The organism is Ligilactobacillus sp. ESL1201 (assembly GCF_058503265.1).
The window spans coordinates 1,895,782-1,911,004 of the sequence record NZ_CP196362.1 but is presented as its reverse complement, the minus strand read 5'-3'; the positions used below and the strand labels follow the sequence as shown (position 1 = coordinate 1,911,004).

Here is a 15,223-nt window from a genome sequence, read left to right as displayed (position 1 = left end):
TGATTATTTTGTATTTAGGTCAGGAATTATTCAGTGAAAGAGCAATTTTAATTAACCAAAGGGTAGGTGATAGACAAGAAGCATTAACCAAAATTGCAAACGTGTTAAAGGACAAAGGAGTGGTAAACGAACAATTTTTACCCGCTATCTTAAAAAGAGAACAGAACTATCCGACGGGATTAGCTTTAGAAAGTGGAATCGGAGTTGCTATTCCTCACACAGATTCCGATAAAGTATTGGCGAATCAGGTAGGATTCATGTCGCTTGCGGTTCCGGTAGAGTTTAAACAAATGGGCGATGATAAACAAATTGTTGCCGTTACGGCTATCTTTGTTTTGTGTTTGAAATCTCCTAATGAGCAGTTAGGAATGTTACAGAATTTAATGAAGATGTTTTCTGATAGTGAGGTGATGCAAAAAGTAATAGGTGTGAAAGAACAGAAGGATTTGTTGAATATTTTTAGTTAGGGGAGGTTTGGTAAAATGTTAGTTCCTGCAACAGAAATTTTAACGCAAGCGCGCCGCGGCGGCTTTGCGATCCCACATTTTAATTTTTGGGATAGTAATTCACTGCGAGCGGAGTTAGCGGCGGCACAAAATAAAGGGTTGCCGGTTATGATCGCGTGGGCTCAAAGCCATGGTGATGAGATCTCCCTCGATGATGCGGTAGCTTTAGGGCAGTACTTTGGCTCACGAGCACAGGTCCCGGTAGTTTTACACCTTGATCACGGAATGGATCCGGACTTGGTCAAATACGGGGCCGCACACGGATTTACCTCGGTGATGATCGACGCTTCGGCGGAAAAATACGAAGACAATGTGCGCATTACCAGCGATGTTGTTGAATATGCGCACCGTTTAGGGGTGAGCGTCGAAGCCGAGATCGGACACGTTGGTAGAAATGCGACCGCGGATAGCACGGTTTACACCGAAGTGGACGCCGCAATCGATTTTGTAAAAGCGACCGCCGTAGATTCGTTGGCAGTTTCGGTTGGCACGTCTCACGGTGTTTACCAAGAGGGCACGCCAAAATTGAATTTTGCGCGGATCGCGCAACTAAAAGAAGCGGTGTCGGTACCATTAGTTTGTCACGGCGGTTCTTCTTCGGGCGATGACAATTTAGCCCGTGCGGCACACGAAGGCATAGCCAAAGTTAATATTTTTACCGACTTGGCAAACGCAGCCTTGCGGGTCAGCCGACAGAATTTTACTTCCGAACTGGAACTGTCGGCGGCGCAAAGGAAGAGCGTACAAGAGTTAGCAGAGCACTATTATGACGTTTTTGGTACGAACAAATATTGCTATTGATGGAGGAAATTAAATGGTACGCAAACCTTTTTTTATGGTTAATCCTAAGTCGTATTTATTTGGTGCGGATGCACTGAAAATGGCTCAAATTGCTGATTGTTTGGCACAAAAATATCAAATTGACATAATGTTTACCGGGCAATTGATCGACTTACCTGCGATTGCTGCTCAAACGAAGCACTTAATTTTGACAGCTCAACATATGGATCCGTTAACTCTGGGACGTGGGATGGGTCACGTTTTGCCCGAAGCGTTGAAAAATGCAGGGGTACAAGCTGTGGTTTTAAATCACGCGGAAAATCAGTTAACACTAGGAGTGTTAGATGCCACAATTAAGCGTGCAAGAGAAGTTGGAATTAGTAGTATTGTCTGTGGTGATACCGTCGAGCAATGCAAAGCGATTGCTCAACTTCACCCCGACATTATGATTTGTGAACCAACCAGTTTAATTGGTAGTGGAAATATTAGTGATGATGCTTACATTACAAATACGCTGGCAGCTGTTAAGGAAATCGACGAGCGAATTTTAGTGATCGAGGCGGCAGGAGTTAAAACCGGTGCGGATGTTGCGCAAATTCTTAAATTAGGTGCTGATGGAACGGGTGGCACTAGCGGCATTATTAATGCACCAAATTGGAAAGATAAGTTGGTGGAGATGTTAACTCCAATGGCAGAGTACAAGAAGGGACAGATGTAATGGAAGTTTACCAAGATATAGTTAAAGTAAAAACGCAGGCAAGAGTAACATATTGTAATATTACTGATCAAGTAAAAAAAATCGTTCAAGAAAGTAATATTAAAAATGGAATTTGCGTTATTCAGACTGCGCACACTACTTGTTCTGTTATTTTTGAAGAATATGTACATGATCATGATTTTAATGGTGATGAGTTCTTACAAAGCGATTTGAATCGTATCTTAGACCAAATCATTCCACGAGAATATACGGAAAATACTAATTACCGTTATCCAGGGCCACAGCACGTTAAATTTTTAGAAGAGCTATCTCAAAAAGATGCGAATTATCCCAACGAAAAAAATACGATTTTAAATGGCGATGCACATATCAAAGGTTCGCTATTTGGTGGTAATCAAACGTTTGGAATTAAACAAGGAACATTGCTGACCGGCACAGTGGGATATTTATACTTTGTTGATTGGGATCAAAATCGAGCAAGGAACCGGCAGTGTAACGTCATTATTGTCGGTGAGTAAGCTTAAAAACAAAGAAAGAAGGGAGCAAAATGTTAAATGCTTTACAAACAGTTGTTAACTGGGGAGCTCCGGTAATTTTGCCAATTATTATTGTAATCTTTGCATTGATCTTAGGGGCCGGTTTTAGAAAATCGTTTACGGCCGGATTAACTGTGGGGATCGGCTTTATTGGTTTAAATTTAATTACGGGATTGTTAGGAGATACGTTGGGTAAGGCTGCTCAAATTATGGTCAAACGTTTTGGTTTATCATTAACTACTTTGGATATTGGCTGGCCGGCAGCTTCAGCTATTTCATATGGTACTATTTTGGGGATTTCTGCAATTCCGATTGGTGTTGCTCTCGATTTAGTATTATTGCTTTTTGGCTTAACTAAAACACTTAACGTTGATATTTGGAATTTTTGGCACGCAGCTTTTATTGGGGGACTGATTTATGGAGTTTCAGGCAGTTTTCCGTTAGCAGTATTTTCAATGATCGCTTACCAAACGATGCTTTATTTCTTGGGAGATTTAAGTGCTCCAACGCTAAATGAATACTACCATTTTCCTAATATTACTTTTCCGCACGGAACTTCGTTACCAGGTTATTTGTTTGCCATGCCTTTGAATTGGATCTTCGATCGGATCCCTGGTTTTAATAAATTAAAGGCCAATCCGGAAGCTATTCAAAAAAGATTTGGTATTTTTGGTGAGACTTCAGTTATGGGTTTGATCATTGGTTTAGTAGTCGGGATCCTTGCAGGTTACGATGTTGGTAAGACGCTGAACTTAGGGGTGCAAACGGCAGCTATTATGGTGCTATTGCCGAGAATGGTTTCGGTGTTAATGGAAGGACTAACTCCCGTTTCCGATGCTGCTAACAAGTTTATTAAAAAACGTTTTCCAGGACACGAATTATATATTGGAATGGATTCAGCTTTAGCAGTTGGTGATCAGGCTGTGTTGGCTTCTTCTTTGTTAATGATTCCGATCACTCTTTTATTGGCTGTTGTTCTTCCCGGAAATAAAACACTACCATTTGGTGATTTTGCTACTATCCCCTTTGCTGTTTGCTTGATGGTGCCTTTGTTTAAAGGAAATATTGTTCGTTCAGTCGTGGGTGGTTCGATTTATATGACAACTATTTTGTATATTACCTCTTGGTCTGCACCATTAGTAACAAAGATGGCACAAGCTGCAAACTTCAATATTGGACATGCTCCAAGTATCACGTCTTTAGTTGAAGGTGGTTTATGGCCGACGCTGATCTTTGTTTTAGGAGCAAAATTCTTACCGTGGATCATCTCGGCAATCGTATTGTTAATTTCTTTGGGCGGGCTGTTTTATTTAAATAAGCGAAAAAAATCAGTGACTGAATAAAAAGCAAAGAAAGGTGAGTAAAAATGAAAAAAATTTTGGTAATGTGTGGCACAGGGATTGCTACTTCTACTGTGGTAGCGAATAAAGTACAGGAATATTTAACTGATAAAGGATTAGGCCAAAATGTCAATATTACCCATGCAAGTATCAGTGATAAGCTTAATACTTTAGATGAATATGACATCATTTTAACTACGACGGTAGTTCCCGATAATATTAAAGATCGGGTAATTTCGGCAGTACCGATCTTAACGGGTGTTGGTGCAGATAAAATTTACGAGGAAGTAGCTCAGAAGGTACAAGAAAATTAGTAATTTCAATTATAAAAAGTCAGGAGGATCGTAATTTTGGAAAAGCAAGAATTTAAAAAAATATTGGAAAAAGAAGCAAACACTATTAAGTACGTGGCCGATCATATTGACTATGAGCAACTAGAACAAACGTTTAATTTATTAAAAAATTGTCAAGGTAAAATTATTATATCGGGTGCAGGAACTTCTGGCATGGGTGCGAAAAAAATTGCTCATACTTTGAACGTAGTCGAAGCTCCAGCACTATATCTGTCTCCCGCAGATGCACCGCACGGGGGAGTTGGCGTGGTAACCGATAAGGATGTCGCAGTTTTGATCTCTAAAGGAGGAGAAACTAAAGAAATCGACCAGTTAGTTGATTTGGTAAAACCACGTGGCGCGAAGATCATTGGTGTGACTGAAAAGAAAAATTCATACCTGGGAAGAAATTCTGATATTGTATTGCAAGTAATTATCGATCAAGAAGCTGATGACTTTAAATTGATTGCAACGTCCAGCACATTAACGGTAATGTCGGTCTTTGACTCAATTGCAATTTTAATTGCACGGGAGAATCATTTTTCTAAAGCAGATTTTTTAAGTGTTCATCCTGGTGGAGAAGTGGGTAAAAAATTACGAGAGGCTGAAAAATAGTTGCTTGAAACTAAGAGGTGATTAGCCGATGGAATTTTTATTAGATACAAGTAATATTGCACAAATAGAAAAGTACATGAAAGTCATTCCTTTAAGTGGAGTAACAACGAATCCGACGATCGTTAAAAACGGGGGTAAAGTTGATTTTTATGAACATATGAGAAAAATTCACCAGATTTTAGGACCGCAAAGAAGATTTCATGTTCAAGTAGTTGGAACCACTACAGACGAAATTTTGGCGGATGCCCATGCTATTCAAGAAAAAATCGGTACCGATGTTTACGTTAAAGTTCCAACGACCGAAGAAGGATTGGCAGCGATGAAAGTGTTGAAAAAAGAAGGTATTAGAATCACCGCTACGGCGATCTATACGGAATTTCAAGGATATTTAGCAATTGCAGCCGGAGCAAACTATATTGCCCCATATTATAATAGAATGGTCAATATGAATATTGATTCTGGTGCAGTGATTGCTAATTTTGCCCGACAAATCAAGGTTACTGGTGCTACAACCAAAATAGTAGCAGCTAGTTTTCATACCGTGCAGCAAGTGAATGATGCACTTGAAAACGGTGCTGACGAAGTGACAATGGGCCCCGCTATTTTAGAAACGGGTTTAGGCCTTTCCGTAATTTCTGCTGCAGTTGCTGATTTTACTAAGGACTGGCAATCAATATTCGGAGACACAACTATCGCTTCTTTAAAACAGTGATCACAATTTTAAACGTATGAGGGTGGGACGAAAATTAATACCTACCCTTTTTTGTTGTTTTTAATTTGATATCATCTCAGAATGAAAAAAGGTTCAAAAAATGATCTCTATTTTTTCATGTGAATATAAGAGTTTGACAAATCCAACTGATAACGCTTTAATAAAGGATGTATTATCATTTAATCAATATTCAGGAAAGGGAATATAGGACATGGAAGAAGCAAAGCAAAAGGGCAGTGTGCTGACATCGCGTCTTTCTTACGCGTTTGGTGCGTTTGGACACGATATGTTTTACGGCACGCTGTCAACTTATTTTATTATTTTTGTGACGTCACACTTATTTAACTCAGGGAATGCGGCGCGTAATGACCGGATGATTTTGTACATCACTACGATCATTGCAGTACTGCGGATCGTTGAGTTGGTGATCGATCCGTTTATCGGTAACATGATCGACCGGACGCATACGCGTTTTGGTCAGTTTAAACCCTGGGTGGTTTCCGGTGGGATCATCAGTGGCGTGATTTTAGCTATTTTATTTACCAACATGGGTGGGCTGAGTTATTCTAACCCAATTTTATACCTAGTGATTTTTGCTATTTTATACATTACGATGGATATTTTTTATTCGTTTAAAGACGTTGGTTTTTGGTCGATGGTGCCAGCGCTATCGTTGAATTCGCAGGAACGCGAACGGACTTCAACTTTTGCCCGTGTCGGTTCGACCGCAGGTGCCGGGATCGTTGGCGTGATCGTGATGCCACTGGTCTTATTCTTTTCGCTTAACAAAAATGGTGGCACCGGGGATTCCCGCGGTTGGTTTTGGTTTGCCGCGGTTGTCGCTGCGATCTCGATCATCAGTGCTTTAGTAGTCGGCGTCGGGACTCACGAAATTGATTCCGATATTCGTAAAAATAAAAAGCAAACGACGGGCTTCAAACAAATTTTTGGTGCCCTGTTGAAAAATGACCAGTTGATGTGGATCGCTTTGACTTACGGGATCTACGCAATCGGCATCAATATTTTAAACTCGCTGGAACTTTACTACTTTACCTTTATCATGGGGCAAGCAGCTAAGTTTTCGATTTTTCAAATCTTAAACACGATCATCAGTTTAGTGACCGTGACACTGTTTCCGAGTTTGGCTGATAAATTTCACCGCAAGAAGTTATTCGGTATCTGTATCGGTATTATGTTAGCCGGGATCGCACTATATACTGTTTCTGGTAAATCGTTGGTCTTGGTGCTGATCTCTGCTGAAATGTTCCAAGTACCGCAGGCTTTGATTTTCTTAGTAGTGTTAATGATCATCACCGATTGCGTGGAATACGGCCAGTTGAAGTTAGGCCACAGAAACGAATCGTTGACCCTATCGATCCGGCCACTGTTGGACAAATTAGGCGGTGCGATCTCTAACGGTGCCGTTGGTCAAATCGCCGTGATCGCTGGGATGTCAGGTGGCGCAACGGCTGCTTCCGTCACTCCGCAGGGACGGTTGATCTTCAAGATCTTGATGTTTGCTTTGCCAGCAGTTTTGATGTTGATCGCTTCGTTTATTTTCTGGAAAAAGATCTTTTTGACCGAAGAAAAACACGCCGAGATCGTCGACGAGTTGGAGAAAACATGGGGTAAATCTGCGACTACTGAACCAACTACCTTAGCGGGAGAAGTTAATATCACTACCCCGATTTCCGGAACGATGGTTGAATTATCTCAGGTCAGTGACCCGACTTTTGCTCAGGGACAAATGGGGCAAGGATTTGCCGTTAAACCGACTGACGGGCGCGTATGTGCACCGTTTGATGGGACGATCAAGCAGTTATTGTCGACCAGACATTCGGTCGGCATCGTCGGTGACAACGGAATTTCGTTGTTGATCCATATCGGGATCGGTACGGTCAAAATGAACGGCACGGGCTTTGTTTCTTACGTTGAACAGGGTCAAAGAGTTACTAAGGGGACTGAGCTGATCGAATTCTGGGATCCGGCTATTCAAAAAGCGGGCTTAGACGATACCGTGTTAGTGACGATCACTAATTCGGCAGAATTTGGCACGGTCACACCGTTAGTTCAACCGGGAACGGAAATGACCGTAGGCACGACTGCTGCATTACAGGTTAGTCATACCACTGAGGAGGAAAATAATTGAGTCAGTTAATTACGTTTGACGCGCAACAACAGGTTTTTCACTTAACGAACGGGCAGATTTCTTACCTGATCGGCATCGATGATGGTGGGTATTTGAGCCACTTATATTTTGGCACGGCCGTTAAAAATTATCACGGTCAGTTGCGTTACCCGCGCCGTGACCGGGGATTGAACGCTAATTTACCGGGCTCACTGGACCGAACTTATTCGTTGGGGCAATTGACGCGCGAATATAGTACTAAAGGTGATGGTGATTTCCGCACCCCGGCAGCCGTGTTACGTTTTGAAAATGGCGCTCGTTCGGGCTTTTTTACCTACGATCATCATCAAATTACGGCGGGTAAACCGCGCTTGGCTGGTTTGCCGGCATCTTATGTCAATGACGACGACGAGGCCCAGACGCTAGTGATCACTCTAAAAGATGAATTTAGCAAAGTTGAACTGGAATTACAGTACACGATTTACCGTGAGCGAGACGTGATCACCCGTGCGACTAAAGTGATCAACGCTAGTCAAGAAACGGTTCACGTAGAAAAAATTGCGTCGCTGCAATTGGATTACAGCCAACGAGACCTGGATGTGATTTCGCTACCCGGAGCCCATGAAAATGAGCGCAACATTCAACGCGAACGGGTAGGCTATGGCACGCGGACCTTTTCTAGTGTTCGTGGTGCCAGCAGCGCACATATGAATAGCTTTGTAGCATTGTGTGACCCGCAAACTACGGAGTTTAGCGGTGACGTTTATGGTTTTAACTTTGTTTACTCCGGCAATCACGAATTTCAGATTCAAAAAGATTCTTATGACCAAACGCGCATCACGGTGGGGATCAACGAAGAGCAGTTTGACTGGAAACTAACTGCGGGAGAACAGTTTCAGACTCCCGAGGTACTGCTGACTTACAGTACCCATGGATTTAACGAAATGAGCCAAACTTACCATCACCTGATCCGTGAACGGGTGACGCGCGGGAAGTTCCAGTACAAGGAACGGCCGATCGTGGTCAATAACTGGGAAGCAACGTTCTTTGATTTTGACGATGCCAAATTACAAACGATCGTCGACGAGGCTAAAAAAGCTGGTATTGAGATGTTCGTACTTGACGACGGTTGGTTTGGCCACCGTGACGATGACAACAGTTCATTAGGTGACTGGCAAGTACTAGAGCGTAAATTTCCGCACGGGTTACAGCACTTTATCGACTACGTTCATGGCCAAGGGCTGAAATTTGGTATTTGGTTTGAACCGGAAATGATTTCGTTTGATTCGGACTTATACCGCGACCATCCCGATTATTTATTACAGGTCCCTGACAGAAAGCCGAGCCCATGCCGTAATCAGTACGTATTAGATATGGGCAGAAAAGAGGTACGGCAAAATATCCAGCAACAAATGGAAGCTATTTTGAACAACAATACGATCGATTACATCAAGTGGGACATGAACCGCAGCATTACCGATGTGTATTCGACGGCGTTGCCAGCCGACCAACAGGGTGAAGTCATGCACCGTTACATTTTAGGGGTGTATGAATTATTGGAAAACCTGACTAGCGAGTACCCGGATATTTTGTGGGAAGGTTGTTCTAGCGGCGGTAATCGTTTCGATGCCGGTTTTGCCTATTATATGCCACAGTCATGGACTAGTGACAATACCGATGCCGTTGCCCGCATGAAAATTCAGTACGGCACGTCTTTGGCCTATCCGATCTCTAATATGACGGCGCACGTTTCAGTCAGTCCTAACCAACAGACGGGCAGGTTTACGCCGTTACAAACGCGAGCAATGGTAGCGATGAGCGGGGTCTTTGGTTACGAATTGGACTTGACGCAAATGAAAGATGACGAAAAAGCCCTATTAGGCAAACAAGTTGCTTTGTACAAAGAGATCCGGCCGTTGGTGCAGTTCGGCGACTTCACCCGCCTACTCAGTCCGTTTACCTCTAATCGTTGTGCGTGGATCTTTGTTGATCCGCAGCAAAATGAAGCGGTCGCCTTTTCCTTTAAGGTTTTGGCGGAGGCACAACCGGCGTTTGAAACGTTGCGCTTTGCCGGACTCGACCCGCAGAAAAATTACCAGGATCTGGCTACCAAGAAGGTGTATGGTGGCGACGAACTGATGAATCTGGGGATTTACGAAAAAGACGAACAACAAGATTTCAGCGCGCACATGTATCGTTTTAAGGCGGTTAAATAGACAAGCTGTGCAAGCTGGCGATTAGCCGCTAAGGATTAACCTAGCAAGACGACCAAGTCGAACTTGACTTGGTTGGATTGCGTAGTTAAACGTAGGCGGCTGCCAGCTGGAGCGCAATTAAGATCACGCTTGTAAAACAAGTTAAATTTATGATGTTACCAAAAGGAACGAGGAGATTTTGGCCTCGCTCCTTTTTGCGTTAATCAATAAAACTATTAGACAAACTCATCATACTCTCGTATTGTTAATTAAGGGAATTTGGCTTTAAGCGGTTGTTGATTTTGATGTAGTAGTAATTATTTTTGTTACTGGGCGTGTGTGATTTAGCATGGCTGTTTTGATGCAAGGGGTATTTATAATGAAGAAAAGTAATTATACATTGGCGGCCGTGGCGATCTATTTGAATTTTGCGGTAATGGGGATCGTTAATATTATCATTTCTCAGTACAGTTCATGGTTTAGCAATTCCTGGAACACCGGGGTCAAAGGGGTATCTTTGGTCTTGTCGCTGGTCGGTGTGGGGCGGATCGTGACGATCTTATTTGCTGGTGTGATCTCTGACAGGATCGGACGGGCAAAAACGATCCTAATTGCTCTGGTAGCTAACATTATCTTCCTACTGGGGATCGGCTTTGCACACAGTTTAGTTATTGCTTGTTGTGCGGCACTGTTTTTTGGTGTCACTAATTCGTTTGTTGATGCGGGGAGTTATCCTGCTATCACGGAGGCTTTCCCTAAGCGTTCAGCTACTATGAGCTCGTTGTTAAAAGCAGCAATGTCAAGCGCGCAGTTTTTGTTTCCGTTTTGGGTAGCCAGCGTTCATAATGCCCGGGTAACTGTGATACTTGTTGTTGCAATTTTAGTGATCGACGTTGTTTTAACAGCAGTTGCTAAGTTTGCACCGCTGGGAGACGACCAGGCAGGTACCGCGGGTCTACAAGCAGGTGAAACTCAGTCAACTGCAGTGCAAGAACAGGCTGTTAAGCCTCAAATGGCGGTTGATGGGGTGTTGTTGATCATGCTTGGCTTTACTATTTGCTTTACCTTTTACGTTTTTTCACAGTATGTACCACAATTTGGCAGTCTCGTAGTGGGAGCAAGTGATGTCGCCGCTAAAATTTTAGTTTCTTGGTACGCAATGGCTTCGATGATCTCGGTATTTTTAACGGCAGTTTTAGTTACTAAATTCCATCCGTTGTTACTCACGTTTATTTACACGCTGATCTCGTTTATTGCCTTACTAGCGCTGGTACTTGTGCCGTCGTTGCTGGTTGCTCGTATCGTTAGTTTGGTAATCGGCTTTTTTGCCGCCGGTGGGATCTGGCAGTTGGGACTGTCGGTTTTGACGGAGTATTTTCCTAAGGGACGTGGTAAAATCACGAGTTATTACAGTGCCATGGCTGCGTTAACTTATTTTTTGGGACCGTTGGTATCTAGTGTGCTGCTCCAAGATACGGCTAGCAGTGTTGTACGAGTCTTTGGAGTAACTACTGCGGTTGCGTGTGTCTCGGTGATTGCTTCTGGAATATTAGTTGTCCGGCAAAGAAAGTATCAGTTCTGAGTAATGAGGTTAGGTGATTAGCTGCTGTTAAGAAAGTGATTTCGTTAGAAAAATGGAGTTGGGACAAAACATTCTAAGATTAGTGGTAGAGAATTAACTCGACGGAGTTTTTTCTCTACCACTTTTTCTTGGTGTTAAAGTGGTGGTGAAGTTGACAAGTCGTAAAACAGATAGGCGCATAACGTCGTGGACAAAACAGGCAACTTCATCCTTGCTGATTAAAAATCTGTTCGAAGAATGTGGGACACTTGATGTCGTGTAGTGAAAAGTAGATTGATCAGGAAGATGGAAGCAAACTTCAAGAAAGGTGATTAAAATGCAAGTCGTCTTTGGAATTGATGTTAGTAGTCGAACATCTAATGTAGCTATTGGTATCGCTGGACAAATAGTTCAACAATATCAAATCAGTAATGATCGCTGTGGTTTAATGAAATTATTGGAAGATCTTCGTTCATGTCATCAACCAGAAATTATTTTTGAGGCCACTGGGATCTACTCACGTCGCTTACAGTCTTTTTTTCAGGATTACGGTTATTCTTACACTAGGTTAAATCCATTAGCGGCTAAAAAACAGTTAGACAGTTTACGCCATCGTAAAACTGATCAACTAGATGCGCTTAACTTAGCTAAGTCGCAATTTATATTAAAGCGAATAGCTGACTACCAACAGCTTCCGGTTTACACAGAACTCAAGGATCTCAGTCGTTTCTATCAAGAAATCAATAACGATTTAGTGCGTGCCAAAAACCGCCTACACCGGATATTACAATTGACTTTCCCAGAAATCGAAGGGTTACTTAGTACCACCAATGGTCCGCTATATTGGAATTTAGTTAGCCGCTTTCCTAGTAGTTATGCAGTTACTAAATGTTCGCTTGCGGAAGTAACTAGCGGCGTTGAAAATTCACTGACTAAGACAACATCACGAATTCAAGTCACAAAAGTTACTACAAAATTGGTACAGCTTGCGCGCCAAAGTTACCCGGCGGTACCGCAAGGATCTAGTACGATCCAACAGGTCAGTTATTGGGCACAACAATTAAAGCAATTAAATCAACAAAAACGGAAAATCATTAAACAAATGAGTCAAATGGCAGCTGCATTACCGGAATACGAGATCTTACTATCTATTCCAGGGATTGGAGAAAGTACCGCTAATTTAATAATAGCCGAATTAGGTGATATCAGACGTTTTAGTTCATCTAATCAAATTAACGCTTTTATTGGAATTGATCTCCGCCATTATGAATCTGGAAAATATCTAGCGGCTGAATCAATCAGTAAACGGGGTAATCCGTACGCACGTAAAGTTTTTTACCAAGTAATTATGAACATGATCGCCACCAGCACCAAAAATGGTAGTCAAAATCATATTGCCGATTATTACCAAAGAAAAAAGCGATCTGGTCGGCCACACATGACCAAGAAGATCGCTATTGCATCAATACATCGTCTGATTAGGACGATATATCACCTAGTAGTTAAAAATCAAAAGTATGTCTATTATTCGACGTCAAAGCGCCCATAGGATACTTTTTAATTATATTCTATATCATAACACCTTTAAAAAAATTAATAAAATTAGGTGTCTATTTGTTGTACTCTCAAAAAGGTAATTAAGACAAATTACGGATTGAATTCAGTAAATTTACTGGTTAATTTTAAAAATATTGGTAGGAAAATCCCAATAAAGTAGCAGTTTGTACTTGACTAATCGTAGAAAACTTTGTTTTGTTCCAGCCCCATTTTTGTTTTTTGTAAGTAATAGACTTAATCGTGTTCGTCAAGCCAGCAGTCTAGGTCCTAAGGACACCGACCGCTAACCGGCTTGACTCTCACTTGTTTAGCGGTCATGAATTATTTTAGTATTTTAAGCTAAAAAGGTCTCGATAGAAACATCCAAATAGCGTGCTACCAAGACTAATTGGTTACAAGGAGCAGACTGATTCCAAGTACGCACGCAACCTTGAGGTAAGCCGAGGGCGTTTTCAAGGTGAGTGATAGAAATATTTTTACTAGCTGCTAGAGCAGCAATCGTTGCGGCAATCACGGCGTCATCTCCCTTGGAGCTGAATGAAACCTCCACTTCTAGTATAGTATAAAGCGTTTTATTTGCAAAATAAAATTAGGATTCTTAAGTAAAATGAAAGCAAATTTCTGCTTGTAAGTTAATGAAAAACATTGTAGACTAACAGTAATTTAATTAAATAGAATCATCGCAAAGGGGAGCCTATTATGGCTGAGAGTGAGTAAATCAGACCCTTGAACCTGTTTTGTTAAGACATGCGGAGGGATTGTGATGAGTGACGGCTAGTAGCACTCTTTTGCGTGATTTTTTACCAGGGTGCTATTTTTTGTGCTCACTTTGATGGTAAATGAAAGGAAGGCTTAAAGGTGGGACAAACTAAGCTAGGAAGTTTATTTTTACTGTGGCTAGGAACGGCGATCTCGATCGCAGAGATCGTGACCGGCACGTTGATCGCTCCGCTAGGTTGGAGCAAGGGGATTTTAGCGATCATCAGCGGTCATTTGATCGGTTGCTTTTTATTTTTACTGCCAGCTGCGTACCTGTCGGCGGTACAAAAAAAGACGGCGATCGCGGTGACCAACAGTGTTTTTGGTAAGTGGGGCGTGACGCTGTTTTCCCTGTTGAATGCCGTGCAACTGGTAGGCTGGACGGCGGTGATGATCGTCAACGCTCAGTTAGCGTTAAACGGGATCACTAACAAACTCTTTCATTATCACAGCGTTGTTTGGATGTCCGTGATCGTGGCTGCTTTGATTATTATTTGGCTGTTGTTTAATCATAAATGGCTGTTTCGGATCAATAACGCGATCGTGTTGCTGCTGGTGGTGGGTATGGCGTTAGTGGCGTGGATCTTTACCACCAAACACTTTGCCGGTGCCGGTCATCTTGGCGGGCAGTTGAGTTTTGGCGCGGCCGTGGAGCTAAACGTCACGATGTCGTTATCGTGGCTGCCGCTGATCGGTGATTATACTTGTCACGGCAATCACCCGCTAAAGGAAAGTTTGGCTAGCGTGACGGGGTATTTTATCGGCGGCTGTGCAATGTTTATGCTGGGGTTATTAGCCGTATTAAAATCCGGACAAAGCGATTTTACCGTAGCGTTGGCTCAAACTAACCTCGGCTTGATCGCGTTATTGATCATCGTTTTTTCGACGGTAACGACGACTTTTATGGACGCGTATTCGGCTGCTACCAACTTGGAAAATCTCTTCCACAAAGGACACGTCAACTTGTGGGCGGTAGGCGTCACGGTAGTTGGCTTGGTATTAGCGTTAGGCGTATCGCTTGATTACTACCAGAGTTTCTTAAATATGATCGGTGCAGTCTTTACTCCTTTATTCGTAGTTTTATTTGTCAGTGCGTTTGTGTTGCAACGACGCTTGAACTTGGCGTGGAATTTTGGTTGGTGGCTGGTCGGCAGCGTTGCTTATTATGGCTTGCAGCGTGTGGATTTTGGTTTAGGAACGACATTTTTGTTAATGTTGGTTTTGCTGGTCGGTGTGTGGTTGACGGGCTTGTTTGCTAAAAAATACCCGCTAATGTTAGGACAGAACAATCAGTAAAAACCGAACATTAAATTTTAACAGCAAAGAGGCTGGAACAAAGCAAAGTTTTGTTCTAGTCTCTTTTTTGTCAGCTTAAATTCACAAAAATGGTCATTTTTTAATTTTACCCTGTTAAAATCCATAAAAGCTGTTACAATAAAAATATGAATGATAATTATTTTTTACTAAAAATAGTTCGCTTATGG

Annotated in this window: 14 protein-coding genes; 13 read left to right on the top strand and 1 reads right to left on the bottom strand. The window is 42.2% G+C overall.

What is annotated here, in order from left to right; all coding sequences use genetic code 11:
* The first annotated feature begins 8 nt into the window (after positions 1-8).
* From ACSYSK_RS09240 to ACSYSK_RS09185, 12 genes are all read left to right on the top strand, one after another.
* On the top strand, positions 9-467 hold the full coding sequence (locus ACSYSK_RS09240; protein WP_491714848.1) for a PTS sugar transporter subunit IIA: 459 nt from the start codon (positions 9-11) through the stop codon (positions 465-467).
* Between the two features lie 15 nt (positions 468-482).
* Positions 483-1,307: a class II fructose-bisphosphate aldolase gene (locus ACSYSK_RS09235; protein ID WP_491714847.1), complete on the top strand. Its 825-nt coding sequence runs from the start codon at positions 483-485 to the stop codon at positions 1,305-1,307.
* 13 nt (positions 1,308-1,320) lie between these two features.
* Entirely contained in the window at positions 1,321-2,004 is a 684-nt protein-coding gene (locus ACSYSK_RS09230) for a triose-phosphate isomerase (RefSeq protein WP_491714846.1), read from the top strand.
* Positions 2,004-2,522 carry a YjbQ family protein gene (locus tag ACSYSK_RS09225; protein WP_491714845.1) on the top strand — a complete coding sequence of 173 codons (519 nt, stop codon included), beginning with the start codon at positions 2,004-2,006 and terminating at the stop codon, positions 2,520-2,522. The genes ACSYSK_RS09230 and ACSYSK_RS09225 overlap by 1 nt, the downstream gene beginning before the upstream one ends.
* A gap of 29 nt (positions 2,523-2,551) precedes the next feature.
* Complete coding sequence (locus ACSYSK_RS09220; protein WP_491714844.1) at positions 2,552-3,883, top strand: PTS galactitol transporter subunit IIC; 1,332 nt, start codon at positions 2,552-2,554, stop codon at positions 3,881-3,883.
* Positions 3,884-3,906: 23 nt separating this feature from the next.
* Positions 3,907-4,194, top strand: coding sequence for a PTS sugar transporter subunit IIB (locus ACSYSK_RS09215; RefSeq protein ID WP_491714843.1), 288 nt, complete (start codon positions 3,907-3,909; stop codon positions 4,192-4,194).
* Positions 4,195-4,230: 36 nt separating this feature from the next.
* The gene (locus ACSYSK_RS09210; protein ID WP_491714842.1) at positions 4,231-4,827 is read left to right on the top strand and encodes an SIS domain-containing protein; all 597 of its coding nucleotides are present in this window, start codon (positions 4,231-4,233) and stop codon (positions 4,825-4,827) included.
* A 28-nt stretch (positions 4,828-4,855) separates the two neighbouring features.
* Complete coding sequence (locus ACSYSK_RS09205) at positions 4,856-5,539, top strand: fructose-6-phosphate aldolase (RefSeq protein WP_491714841.1); 684 nt, start codon at positions 4,856-4,858, stop codon at positions 5,537-5,539.
* A 211-nt stretch (positions 5,540-5,750) separates the two neighbouring features.
* Positions 5,751-7,688, top strand: coding sequence for a glycoside-pentoside-hexuronide (GPH):cation symporter (locus ACSYSK_RS09200; RefSeq protein WP_491714840.1), 1,938 nt, complete (start codon positions 5,751-5,753; stop codon positions 7,686-7,688).
* A complete protein-coding gene (locus ACSYSK_RS09195; RefSeq protein ID WP_491714839.1) occupies positions 7,685-9,883 on the top strand; it encodes an alpha-galactosidase in 2,199 nt (732 codons plus the stop codon). The genes ACSYSK_RS09200 and ACSYSK_RS09195 overlap by 4 nt, the downstream gene beginning before the upstream one ends.
* A gap of 358 nt (positions 9,884-10,241) precedes the next feature.
* Entirely contained in the window at positions 10,242-11,444 is a 1,203-nt protein-coding gene (locus ACSYSK_RS09190; RefSeq protein ID WP_491714838.1) for an MFS transporter, read from the top strand.
* A 316-nt stretch (positions 11,445-11,760) separates the two neighbouring features.
* Positions 11,761-12,972, top strand: coding sequence for an IS110 family RNA-guided transposase (locus tag ACSYSK_RS09185; RefSeq protein ID WP_491714837.1), 1,212 nt, complete (start codon positions 11,761-11,763; stop codon positions 12,970-12,972).
* A 342-nt stretch (positions 12,973-13,314) separates the two neighbouring features.
* Here the strand turns inward: ACSYSK_RS09185 and ACSYSK_RS09180 are convergent, their stop codons facing one another.
* Entirely contained in the window at positions 13,315-13,494 is a 180-nt protein-coding gene (locus ACSYSK_RS09180; RefSeq protein ID WP_491714836.1) for a transcription repressor, read from the bottom strand.
* A gap of 344 nt (positions 13,495-13,838) precedes the next feature.
* Here ACSYSK_RS09180 and cytX point away from each other — a divergent pair, with 344 nt between their 5' ends.
* On the top strand, positions 13,839-15,035 hold the full coding sequence (gene cytX, locus ACSYSK_RS09175; RefSeq protein ID WP_491714835.1) for a putative hydroxymethylpyrimidine transporter CytX: 1,197 nt from the start codon (positions 13,839-13,841) through the stop codon (positions 15,033-15,035).
* Positions 15,036-15,223 lie beyond the last annotated feature (188 nt).

Bases quoted from the DNA above. Each gene is read 5' to 3' on its own strand.
- ACSYSK_RS09235 (WP_491714847.1), top strand. From the start codon at position 483: ATGTTAGTTCCTGCAACAGAAATTTTAACGCAAGCGCGCCGCGGCGGC.
- ACSYSK_RS09230 (WP_491714846.1), top strand. From the start codon at position 1,321: ATGGTACGCAAACCTTTTTTTATGGTTAATCCTAAGTCGTATTTATTT.
- ACSYSK_RS09225 (WP_491714845.1), top strand. From the start codon at position 2,004: ATGGAAGTTTACCAAGATATAGTTAAAGTAAAAACGCAGGCAAGAGTA.
- ACSYSK_RS09220 (WP_491714844.1), top strand. From the start codon at position 2,552: ATGTTAAATGCTTTACAAACAGTTGTTAACTGGGGAGCTCCGGTAATT.
- ACSYSK_RS09215 (WP_491714843.1), top strand. From the start codon at position 3,907: ATGAAAAAAATTTTGGTAATGTGTGGCACAGGGATTGCTACTTCTACT.
- ACSYSK_RS09205 (WP_491714841.1), top strand. From the start codon at position 4,856: ATGGAATTTTTATTAGATACAAGTAATATTGCACAAATAGAAAAGTAC.
- ACSYSK_RS09200 (WP_491714840.1), top strand. From the start codon at position 5,751: ATGGAAGAAGCAAAGCAAAAGGGCAGTGTGCTGACATCGCGTCTTTCT.
- ACSYSK_RS09190 (WP_491714838.1), top strand. From the start codon at position 10,242: ATGAAGAAAAGTAATTATACATTGGCGGCCGTGGCGATCTATTTGAAT.
- ACSYSK_RS09185 (WP_491714837.1), top strand. From the start codon at position 11,761: ATGCAAGTCGTCTTTGGAATTGATGTTAGTAGTCGAACATCTAATGTA.